The organism is Rhodothermales bacterium (assembly GCA_013002345.1).
Lineage (GTDB): Bacteria > Bacteroidota > Rhodothermia > Rhodothermales > JABDKH01 > JABDKH01.
The window spans coordinates 1-11,600 of record JABDKH010000251.1 but is presented as its reverse complement, the minus strand read 5'-3'; the positions used below and the strand labels follow the sequence as shown (position 1 = coordinate 11,600).

The 11,600-nt window shown below is 59.0% G+C and carries 7 protein-coding genes; all 7 read right to left on the bottom strand.

Annotated features, from left to right (window positions below; all coding sequences use genetic code 11):
* Window positions 1–418 precede the first annotated feature (418 nt).
* Window positions 419–1,540, bottom strand: a complete 1,122-nt coding sequence (locus tag HKN37_12365; protein NNE47439.1) for a hypothetical protein — start codon at window positions 1,538–1,540, stop codon at window positions 419–421.
* Between the two features lie 266 nt (window positions 1,541–1,806).
* Window positions 1,807–2,976, bottom strand: a complete 1,170-nt coding sequence (locus HKN37_12360) for a DUF1624 domain-containing protein (protein ID NNE47438.1) — start codon at window positions 2,974–2,976, stop codon at window positions 1,807–1,809.
* A 446-nt stretch (window positions 2,977–3,422) separates the two neighbouring features.
* Window positions 3,423–3,689, bottom strand: a complete 267-nt coding sequence (locus tag HKN37_12355) for a hypothetical protein (protein ID NNE47437.1) — start codon at window positions 3,687–3,689, stop codon at window positions 3,423–3,425.
* Window positions 3,690–3,972: 283 nt separating this feature from the next.
* A complete protein-coding gene (locus HKN37_12350; protein NNE47436.1) occupies window positions 3,973–6,900 on the bottom strand; it encodes a serine/threonine protein kinase in 2,928 nt (975 codons plus the stop codon).
* A 205-nt stretch (window positions 6,901–7,105) separates the two neighbouring features.
* The gene (locus HKN37_12345; GenBank protein NNE47435.1) at window positions 7,106–7,672 is read right to left on the bottom strand and encodes a sigma-70 family RNA polymerase sigma factor; all 567 of its coding nucleotides are present in this window, start codon (window positions 7,670–7,672) and stop codon (window positions 7,106–7,108) included.
* Between the two features lie 301 nt (window positions 7,673–7,973).
* Window positions 7,974–9,818, bottom strand: coding sequence for a family 10 glycosylhydrolase (locus HKN37_12340; GenBank protein ID NNE47434.1), 1,845 nt, complete (start codon window positions 9,816–9,818; stop codon window positions 7,974–7,976).
* Window positions 9,819–9,827: 9 nt separating this feature from the next.
* Window positions 9,828–11,600, bottom strand: a 1,773-nt coding sequence (locus tag HKN37_12335) for a T9SS type A sorting domain-containing protein (protein ID NNE47433.1), incomplete at its 5' end; no start/stop codon positions are given.

Below are 11,600 nucleotides of genomic sequence, written 5' to 3'. Positions count from 1 at the left end.
ACGGATGACCGCGGGACGGGGCGACCGTGGAACGGGAATGACTCTGGGCCGGGGATGACGGCGAGTCTGGGACAGCAGCGAATCTGGCAGGACGTTCGTCTCGTCATGGCCGCGCTCCGTCCTTGCGAAAGCGAGGGCAGGCGGCCATCCATTCAAGCTACAGGATGACCTCAACCTCCCATGGATCCCCGATCAAGTCGGGGATGACTGTGGGCCGGGGATGACCGCGGGCCGGGGATGACGGCGAGTCTGGGACAGCTGCGAATCTGGCAGGACGTTCGTCTCGTCATGGCCGCGCTCCGCCCTTGCGTATGCGAGGGCAGGCGGCCATCCATTCAAGCTGCAGTTGACCGGACCTGCCATGGATCCCCGATCAAGTCGGGGATGACTGGCCGCGCCCTTCCAACACCCGACACTACTACCGCACTTCGACGATCTTAAGCCCGCCCAGTCCGGCCGCGACAATCAGATAGCGGTTCTTGTATGCCACGTGGTTGACAGACTGCAGAGCGTCAAACTGGAGCTGACCCAGAAGAGTCAGATTCTGAGGCGCTTCGCTTCCCGTGGCATCGAAATTCGTTTCACCTTCCGCCACGTACACACCCGCCTCTCCGTTCGAAATAAACAAGAGGTCATCATCCGCGGACACGGCGTTTGTCACCACAACTGACGGATCGAGTCCCAGACTCGCCGGATCGGGCCGGGGAACGCTTCCGAGAACCGCTCCGGTGTTCACACTCAAGACCTGTACGCCACCCGGACCTGCCGCGATGAACGCCTTGCCCCCTATCACTTCCACCGTAGTCTTCGACTCGGCCACATCCGCCCCGGTGAACGCATACGTTCCAAGCGGATTGAGCGTCGCTTCATCAAATACCGAGATCTGTCCTGGTGTGCCCTGAGCCACAACGATCTTTCCACCCTCGACGTCGACCCAGCGTGCGTCGTGCAACTCCAGCATCTGGTCCGCCTGCCATGTCGTGGGATTCACGACCTCCAATCCACCCGTATTCCCTGACGTCGCATACACGGCAGATCCGGTTGATGCGATACCGGTTCCTGCGTAGCTGCTCAGACCGACTCGCTGGTTGTCTTCCAGAATCAGGTTGAAGCCCTGTAGACCTAGGACCTCCATGACCGACGGATACTCAAATGTCGGATCTCCCGTTGCCTGGGCCATGTAGACGTCGCTATCGAAGTACGCAACCGAATTGACATCGGCGTCCTCGAATACAGCGGACGATTTCAGAACGGGGCGCTTCGCATTCGTGATGTTAAACACATCGACCGCACCGACGTAATCCGGCCCCCGCATCCCGTAGCTCACAATCGCGAAATTACCTCGCATCGAGACCGATGTCGCTTGCAATACTTGACCATCGACTACGGGCGGAGACACAGCGGCGACGAGCCTGAGACTGAATGCAGCAACTTTCCCGGTCTTCGGATCACCGCTGATCGGGACATCGTCGTCGTGATAGGTGATCCGAGATCCAAGCGTGCCCTCATCGTTCGTGATGTTTACACGATCGTTACTCATGTCGCCGGGGTTGTCGGTTTCAACCGCAGTGGGTCCGTCTCCGCTGCACGCCGATATCATGAATGCTAACAGTAGGGACACTAATACGAGAGGTCTCGACATCGGTAGATACCATATGTGGATGACTGCGGATACCGGCGCGTCGGCGACGGTTCACGTATGGTATCGGGCAAATGTGCGGGATTTGAAGTGCACGAGTCGCTGGACTAGGAGTGATTGTAGGCCCGTTGAGGACGCACGCGACCTCCGGAAACCGTTCTCGCGACCTAGAATAGCCGCCAGAGGGACTCAGGCGCCGTCGCGGCCTTGAACCGCGTGTACCACAGACACGGCCAGTAGAGCATAACGAGCCCGACTACCCACATCACATACAGCAGACCGTAACCCGTACCGCTAGAGAAGGGCAGTCCAAGTACGAGATAGACGTACAGATGAAGCACATAGAAGAACAGCGCCGTGCGGCCGAACACCAGCACTGCACTCGCCCGCTTTTCAAACGCGTGCTGCCACCGGTTGAAGGCCGCAAGCAATAGCAGATTGACCCCGATCGTTACGGAGACAAAGGCAAGGCTCGGTGGATACTTCGTGACATGGAGGAAGCTCATAAGGGTGGATCCATCCCACAGGTGAAAGCTCCCGAAACCACCTCCCAGCCGCACAATGATAAACAGCACCACGAGCGATGCTCCGCCCAGCGATGCGAACCGGAATCCTCGGTCAGAATCCAGAGACAATACGTTGCCCAGAGCCATCCCGAGAAGCGTGATTCCGATCCAGGGGATGACGGGATACAGGACAAAGATGAAGTCGGTGTGCCCGGGAATCAGCAGGGCGCGAAGCCACGGCGAAAAAAGCTCGGCAACAGACTCGGGGCCCGGCATGAGCATTTGCGTCGCCAGGATCGCCCCTGCACCTGCGACAGCCAGTACCCACGTCGGCAGCCGCACGAGCACGCTGCACGCAATCATGGAAACTCCCAGACCATACAAGACTCCCAGCCCCAGCATCATCTGGCCACCCCCGCCCGGCATGATCATCTGGAACGCAAGCGCGGACGGGTCGGTCGTGAAGAACGAGATCGCCCACGGCACGACTTCTATGGTCTGCCCGACGAGGACGAGAACCGCGCCGCGCACGGCCAGATGGCGAGCGATTCTACCCGTGCTCCATCCGGATCGTGTTCTCGATGCCGTCAAAAGCGCAATGCCGGCGCCCATGAGCAGAAAAAAGCCGGGGGCGCACAGGTGTGTAATCCACCGGGTCATGAAGGATAGCCACGACGCATGCTGCGGCAGGGCAACACCCCAGAACTCCGACGGATGCGCCCTTGCTACGAAGTACGCGCAGTGGTCGATCGCCATCAAAATCATGATGACGCCTCGGAGCACGTCGAGTGCAACAAGGCGCGGGCGAGCCAATAGGGGCGAGTCAGTCACGAGCGTCGGTAACGTCTGATGAGTTCAACTCGAAAGTAGATGCCCGGACCTGAATGGTGCAAACCCGGATTACGTGAGCGAGATCGTCTCATTCAAGTCTAATTCACCGGCCTCCGGTCTATTTACCGTGACCTGAGAGTTAAATCGAATCGAAATGGGTCGAAAACAACGGTGGCCGAGACGATCGCCCTTGCGATCCGGGATTTGATATTTAGAGGTACTGGTGATGATGGAATACAGGCACGCGTACGAGCCCATCCTCAGATGGCGTGCGCTGGCAATCAGCACCGCGGCCATCGTGGCGGCGGTAGTGGTGCTCGACAGCATTCTGTAGTCGAAGCTGTTGAGACGCAGACATAGAAAAAGCCCGGCCTGATGGAAGTGCCGGGCTTTTCTGCTGCGGAATACTCGGCCCCTGGCTGGTATCGATCCCGAGAGAGGCGAATCTAGAGGATCCGGTCGAGTACCATGTCGCAGCACTTTCGGCGGAACTCGTCTGCCAGTTCCTCACTCATGCCGTTCTGCTTGATGGCGTGGTCCACGGCCTTCGAGAGCTGCTGGGCCAGACTCACGATCACGGCCGACTGGCCGCTTCGCTCACTATCTGAGTTGAGTTCACCAAGAAACTCGACAATTGTGGTGTCGAGACGCTTGGAGATGCTATGGAGGAGGATTTTGCGCATGTTCTGAGCGACGATTCTGTGACGTCGCATAGAACTAGAACGCAGAAATGTCAGGATTTGGGGTTGGGCGTGGTCATAGAAACTGGAGTGCTGAATGGTCGCCACGAGCGAAGATCCCGGACCGTCTGAAGACACGATGGAGCCTGTCTCGATGCGAATCTGCTCGGAACCGGTATCCGAACGGCACCCGTTAAGCGGCAGAGTCTACTCTCCGGTCGAAGCGTGCTAGAGAGTCACGCGACTCCGGAATGTCGATGTTCAAGTGCTCAGACGGTCCACTCTTTTCTGTTCAAGCGGGACTACCGTATCCAACTCAAAGCTGATCGAGTTCGTCCTGATACCTTGCTGCGATTTCCGACCTCCCGGACTCCCCGTACAATTCAACCAGTCGCTCCAGCGTCTTGCGTAACTCGGTCCTGCCCACTTCCCCCGTCGACAGTAGAAGGGCCTCTCGCGCCTCGATCAACAGCAGTTCGGCTTCCTCGCGTTTTCCCTGCTCAGCCAGACACCGGGCAAGCAACGAGGCAGACGCCGCAGTGCGCCAGTGATCCGCCCCGAATCGCTGCTGTCTTTCTGAATAGGCCTCTCGGAGCAACCCTTCGCTGTAAACGAGTTCACCACGATCCAGCAACAGACCACCCAGCAGGTACCTGGTTCGCGATTGTCCGTTGTCAGGCTCACTCACGACACCCCAGATCTTCATGGCATCCTGCAATACGGTTTCGGCCTGTTCAGTCCGACCCAGACTCGCCAGCGTGGATGCGACATCGTTGAGCGAATTGGCCGTGTTCTTATGATTTCGACCGAAGTGCTTCTCCCTGATTTGCAGCGCCTCTTCGAACAGTTCGAGGGCCTCCGCATTATTTCCCCTTGCCGACAAGACGTTACCAACCTGTCTGAGAGCGGTCGCCACGCGGTAGTGCGATTCACCATACACCTCGCGACGAATGTCAATCGACTGCCGCAGGTGCGCCTCCGCCTCGTCGTAACGGCCAAGCAGACGAAGCGGCTGGGCCAGATTATTCATGGCCATGGCAGAATACCGATGTCGGGGACCAAAGAGTTGCTTAAGGATCTCGAGACTTTCGGACTGAGTCTCAACGCTTTTCTCGTACTCACCTCGTTGTTGGTACAAACTGCCGAGAAACGATAGGGCACTTGACACCGCAACGCTTGTGTCGCCGTCGAGCACGCGCCGCATCGCGACGTGATCGATGTGCAGCTGCTCGGCCTCGTCCAACTCACCCCGACCACCGAGGATTATGGCCAGATTCCGGGTCGCGTCGGCAACGCGTTCTTCCGTACCCGGCACGTCTTGCAGTAACGATCTGCTTTCGCGCAGAAGGGCTTCGGCCTCAACAAGCCTCCCTGCGCGCTGTTCAATCAGGCCCAGATTACCGACAAGCGAAGCGAAGCCTTCTCCCTCGGCGCCTTCCGCCGATCGATATATCTCCAACGCTCTGCGGTAGTAGTGCGCGGCCAGCGAGTCGTCGTTCTGGTAGAAGTACGCAGTGCCAAGCCGGTTCATCATCCGGGCAACCGTCGCATGCTTCTCGCCGTGCACTTCCGACGCGACACCCACCGCTTCGCGTGCATACACCGCCGCAGCCTCAAAGTCACCTCGGCTCACGCTTAGATCCGAAAGTGCTTCAAGTGTAAATGGTAACTCACTCGATTCGGTCGCCGGGATCCCGCGAAGAATGTCGGCACTCCTGGTAAGCAACTGCTCTGACCTGTCGAATTGACTCAGGCGGTGATACACATCTCCGATCACGTGGGCAAGTCTTGCCTGCACTTCAGGCTCGTCCTCAAGGTCGTCAAGTTCCTGCACACCGCGATCCACCAGATCAAACACAGTGAGCGTGTCGCCCTGCGATTTCTCGAGGTCGCCCGCTTCGAAAAGACCAGCCAGAAAGGTTGCGACACGCTCGGACTTTGCCCTTTCGAGCGTTGCAATCTCGGCAGCCGCCTCGGCCTCAGCCCGCGCCCTCGTGATCTGCACCGCGTAAGCCGTAGCCCCTGCAAGCAAGACGACTACGGACGTCGCGACGACCGCAACGCGCCATCGATATCGCCTGACGAATTTTTGAATTCTGTAGCCTGTGCTGCCTTGTCGGGCAGATACCGGAACACCATCGAGAAACCGTTGAACGTCTGCCGAAAATTCGCCCGCAGACGCATATCGGTCTTCCGATTCCTTCCGCAGCGACTTCAACACAATCGCATCGACGTCACCAGCGAGAAGTTTGGAGCGGGTCTTCCGCTGCTGCTCCGTCAAACTCACAGAGGTATCGCGCACCGCAAGGCTTGGGCGGTCGGGGTCATCCTCACAGATAGTTCTCTCCAGTTCGAACACGGAGCGGTCTTCGCCTCGGAATGGCCGTACACCTGTCAGGATTTCGTACGCAACAACTCCGAGTTGGTAGACGTCGGTCGCTGTCGTCGGAGGTCGACCCAGGATCTGCTCGGGCGAAGCGTATTCGGGCGTCATCCAGCGAGTGCCCGTTTGCGTTGCAGCAAGATCGGCAGCCCCGTCGCCACCCAGCACCTTCGCGATACCGAAGTCGAGGAGCTTAACGCTGCCGTCCGGTGTCACGAGGATGTTAGACGGCTTGAGGTCGCGATGAATAACGAGGTTGTAATGTGCATAGCGGACAGTATCCGCCACGTCCCGGATCAACTCCAGCCGCTGTCTGAGATTCAGGCCTTGCTGCTCGCAATAGTCGTCGATCGGTGACCCGTTGACATACTCCATCACGAAGTAGGGGCGGCCATCGTCCAGGACGCCGCCGTCGTACACTCTCGCGATGTGCTCGTGTTCTAGCGAGGCCAGAATCTGACGCTCGCTCAGAAACCTCCGTCGAATGTCAGTCGCAGGCAGACCCGTCTGCAAGACTTTGACCGCGACACGCTGTTCGAACTCACCGTCATCCCGGTTACCGAGATAGACGGCGCCCATTCCCCCACGGGCAATTTCGGCCGTGAGACGATACGGTCCCACGCGCTCGGGCATCTCGAGGATATGTGCGGAGTCTGCAATCAGCTCGACGGCGGATTGCGAAGCCGAGTCTGACAGAAATCCGCCGGCATTGTCATGCGCCCTCAGCATCCCCTCCACCTCGTCGCGAAGATCGTCCTGGCCGCGGCAGCGATCGTCGAGAAACGCCGATCTCTCACCGGCGGACATGTCTACCAGCGCGTCGAAAAGCTCGTCGATTTCCTTCCAGCGACTGGTATCCATGGCGAAACAGTGAGTATCCGGGGAATGGAGCCACCGAGCCAACCCGCGTCTGGCTCCAGACACCCCGCGCAACACGAGGCTAAAGGCCGATGATACAGAAATTGGACAGTCCGAGCCACACGTGCAAATCGGTTGGCTATGAGCGTCCCGTCGGCGGCTGCTTCTTCACCGGGGCTGTGGGAGATATCTGACTTCGGCGGCTTTGCTAGCCGTCAGCGTACATCTCTTTAAACAGCCAGGCCCGAGCCTTGACCCAGTCCCGGCGAACGGTCCGTGGCGAAATCTGGAGCACCTCTGCAATCTCTTCCTCCATCAGCCCGCCAAAGAACCGGTACTCCACGACGGTGGAAAGCCTCTGACTCCGGTGCGCGAGTCGCTCGAGCGCCTGGTCCAGGGACAGCAGAAGTTCTGCCTGATCGTCTATCTCGATATGGTTCTCCTCCAGCGTAAGACGATTCATCCCGCCCCCGCGCTTTGCTGCGCCGCGGCGGCGTGCGTAGTCGATCAGAATGCGACGCATGGCCCGGGACGCAACAGCCCGAAAGTGAGCCCGGTCTTGCCATGCGATACTCTCCCGATCCATCAGCCGGATGTATGCCTCGTGGACAAGGCCCGTAGTGTTCAGCGTGTGCCCCGAGCGCTCACGACCCAGATGGTGACGCGCTATTCGCTTCAACTCGTCGTAGACGAGCGGAAAGACATCCTCAACTGCATTCCTGTCCCCTTCACGGATGCGCCGCAGGAGACGGGTCACGTTTCCGCCGTCGCCCATATGTGCCCTGTGTCCTGACCGTGTTTACATGAGTGCGCTGATAATAGTGAAAATAGACGGGTCTTGACTAACCAACCCGTCATCATCGGCACGGTCGATGGAAACCATCGGCCGTCATTGCGAGCACTCGCTAGCCGATCCGTAACGCTATATCTAGTCATCGTGAGCGCAAGCGAAGCGATCCGGGACGCTTCGGTCGACTCCAGGTCCAGGACTACCGCGGCTGCTTACGCAGCCTCGCTCTGACCGCCCGTGTCACAGATCACGAGCGTCAGTGAGGTCCGCGGCCTTCGAAACGGAGTCATTTGACCTTCACCATCGGCAGCACAACCCTCCTGCCGTCCGAGGACAGCTCCGCGAAGTACGTGCCGCTGGCCACTTCGCGACCAAACGCGTCCATCCCGTCCCAGTTTACTGTATACGCACCTCCGGCATACCAGGCATCATCCACGAGTACGGCCAACTCTCGCCCCAGCAGGTCCACAATAGCCAGGCGCACCGGCGCCCCCGACACCATGTTGAATCGAATCTCGGTGGTGCTATTGAAAGGATTCGGGAAGTTCTGCGACAGCGCGAACAAGCTTTCTGGCAGGTCAACGTTCTCGATTGGCACAGCTCTACCGTCAACGGTAACGAAATCGCTCGGGCCACTCTCGACGGAATTGACATTGACCGCAGCCACGAAATAGTGATACGGCTCCGCCGCCACACCCGGCGCATCCACGACGCTCGCCTCACCTGTGACCGTCAGCAAGTTCGCCGGATCCTGCATCGCCGCAACGGGGTCCGGCACGCCGGCGGATCTCACCCGGTACACCGCAAACCGACGAGCCTCCGGTTCAAACTCCTGCGGGAACGGGATATCCCAGGACACTTCAACCTCGACGTCGCTCACCCACGTGCTGGCGATGTTGAACGGCACGCCAGGCTGCAGTTGCTCCGACCACGGAAACGAAGGCGTCAGCGCAGGGTAGCGATACAAATCCGACTTCAGAGAATCCGCGAAGCCTTTCGACTGGAAGTCCGTGATGTTTCGTGCCCGAAAGAAGACGCTGCCGGGAATATCGTTGGTCCGATTGAACCGAACCTGCCGCGGAATTTCGGACGCACTGAACAGCGTACCTGAGAACGTGGACCGCTCGCTTCGGTACAATCCATGACCCGGGTAAAGATGCCGGCCACTACTCACGGACATCCACCACGGAGCGAGCTTCCCGTAGTCCTGTGAACCCCCGAACGCCCAGTAGAGTTGTGGCACCAGGTAGTCGATCCACTCATTGGCCATCCACGTCGGCGCATCCGCGTAGATCACGTTGTACGCGTCGAGGCCCGTTATGCCCGTCGGGGTTCCATTTCGCCAGATGCCGAACGGACTGATCCCGTACTTCATATCCAGCTTGACCGCCGAGATCTGCTCGTGTACCTCCCGTACGAACGTGTTGATATTGTCTCTACGCCAGTCGGCAATGGACGTAAACGCTCCGCCGTACGTAGCGAACGTTTCGGCATCCTGTGAGCCGATCTGGTTTGGCGGATACGGATAGAAGTAGTCGTCAAAGTGCACGCCGTCGATATCGTACCGCGTCACGACATCCACGATGACATCGATCACGTACTGACGCGCTTCCGGAATGCCCGGGTTGATGATTCCGATGGCGTTGTTGATGTAGAGCAGCCACTCGGGATGCCGGATCGTGACGTGCGTCGTGTCGAACGCGTACCCTCCACTCACATTCCGATTCGCCCGAAACGGGTTGAACCACGCGTGCAATTCCATTCCGCGACGGTGCGCCTCCTGAATGGCAAACGTCAGCGGATCATAGAGTGGGCTGGGCGCCTTCCCGGATTCCCCGGTCAGCCAGTACGACCATGGCTCGATGGGCGACTCGTACATGGCGTCCGATTCAGACCGGATCTGAAAGAAGATCGCGTTTACGCCCGCCTTGTGAAGTTCGTCGATCTGCCGCTCAAGTGTCGCCTGCTGTTGCGACGTGGTCAGAGACCGTGAAGTGGGCCAATCAAGGTTGACGACGGTCGCGATCCAGGCCCCTCGAAACTCGTGCTTCGGCAACGGCTGCGACATGACGCCGGGAGCTTCGATCATCCCGGCAATGACTATGGCTGAAAGCAGTATCGATCTAAACATGGGCTTCCGCTATCTAATGACGACCATCTGTACGGTTCGAATCCTTCTTCCAAACCGCGCTCGGGTAAAGTACACCCCGCTCGGCACTCCGGTTGCGTCCCACTCGAACTCCACCGGTCCGGCGGCATACTGCCTATCGTCCGTCAGTCGGGCAATCTCCTCGCCGAGCAAACTGAAGACGGCGACAGAAAGAGCGCCGGACTCAGGGAGGTTGAGTCGAATCGTCGTCGATCCTCTGAACGGATTCGGATAATTCTGCATCAACTCGAACGAGTTCGGCACGTCGCCTTCCTGTTCTACGCCCGTGACTACGGCAGGACGCGTAATCGACAGATCGTCTATGACGATCGAGCCGGTCGCGCTGGCTCCGGCGGAGCGTGAAAGCTGAATGCTGTCAAATATCAGATTGCCGTCGAGCACTCCGTCACCGATCCACACACCCGTGCCGTCTCTCGCCGGCCGCCAAGAAATCAAACGCCACCCGTACCAGTCGATCGTATACCACGGACTGACTTCATGATTTCCGGCCGCGACGACCGGGACGCGATCGTCGACCGCGAACCGCAAGAGCGTCCCGCTCCCATCCCCAAAAACATAGGTCTCAAGTGCATATGTCGAGTCGAACACCACTGCCTTTGGCGCACCGCCCACCAGATACTCACGGAGGAGCGTGCTGCCCGCGCCCTCCTCCCACTCGAAATCGACTCGCAACGCTGTCGCACTTCCGACTCCGAGATGTACGATCCGGGTCTCGGCAGAACGGGACGTCGAACCCGGGACGATCCCGGTGGTAGATCCGCTTTGTCCCGGCACCCACCAGTTGGTCATAAGATCCGATTCGAAATCGTCGATGATGTCACGCTCGACGTTCGTGGCGCCGGTTGAAAAATTGAATTGTTGCTGCGTCGTCCGCTGATTGCCGACCAGATCCTTAAGCCCCGGCGCGATCGTAACGATGTAGGACGTCAACGGCTGCAGCGCCTGAGCGGGGAAGAACGACAACACGCTCCTCTCCCCGACCGCATGGTGCGCCTGCAAACCGGCGACGGCGTCACCGGAGCCGGTGATCACGCGGATCTGATCCGGTGAAATGCTCGTTGGGTCAACTTCCTCGTTGATTACCACGGTGACAATCGGATCCAGTTCGACACCCGCCTGCCGAATCGCAGGGTACGTGTCTGCGATACCGGGGGCCTGCGTATCGGCCGGTCCGGTCGTAAAGGAGATCACAAAATCGTCTCCGCCTACTCCGTCCCCGTTCCCGTCAAATGGATCTCCGAAGGCGCCCGTCGCCGACCCGGCCAGCGTCAGGGTCATCGCTGTGAGCGGCAAGAGTGAATCCGGCCTGACGGTCAGCGTAAAGTCATTGTTTGACCACAGGAAACGTCCACCGACTGCCGGCTCAAGCGAGAACGCACTCTCGACCGAAGCGCGATTCATTCCGCGACTGAAATTGATGACGATCGGATCGACAATTCTGAAGGCCCCTGTCCCCTCCCCGGGTGTCGACGAGACGACGGTCGGAGGAACGTTCGATACCAGTTGAACATCGAAGAACGTGAAGAACGAGTCGACCGGTTCGACGAGAAACTCGTCTGCCTCGAAGCCGGGCGCAGCGACTGCTACGGTCTGCGTGCCGGGCGCCACGTCTTCGAGATAGTAGAATCCGTTTCGAAGCAGATTGGGATCGCCGCTGTAAAAGCGAAACAGCGACGCATGGGTGTCGGTCGTGTATGTCTCTCCACCGATCGTGATCGTCGCACCGTTCAGCGCTTTTCCCGT

Bases quoted from the DNA above. Each gene is read 5' to 3' on its own strand.
- HKN37_12365 (NNE47439.1), bottom strand. From the start codon at position 1,540: ATGAGTAACGATCGTGTAAACATCACGAACGATGAGGGCACGCTTGGA.
- HKN37_12355 (NNE47437.1), bottom strand. From the start codon at position 3,689: ATGCGACGTCACAGAATCGTCGCTCAGAACATGCGCAAAATCCTCCTC.
- HKN37_12350 (NNE47436.1), bottom strand. From the start codon at position 6,900: ATGGATACCAGTCGCTGGAAGGAAATCGACGAGCTTTTCGACGCGCTG.
- HKN37_12345 (NNE47435.1), bottom strand. From the start codon at position 7,672: ATGGGCGACGGCGGAAACGTGACCCGTCTCCTGCGGCGCATCCGTGAA.
- HKN37_12340 (NNE47434.1), bottom strand. From the start codon at position 9,818: ATGTTTAGATCGATACTGCTTTCAGCCATAGTCATTGCCGGGATGATC.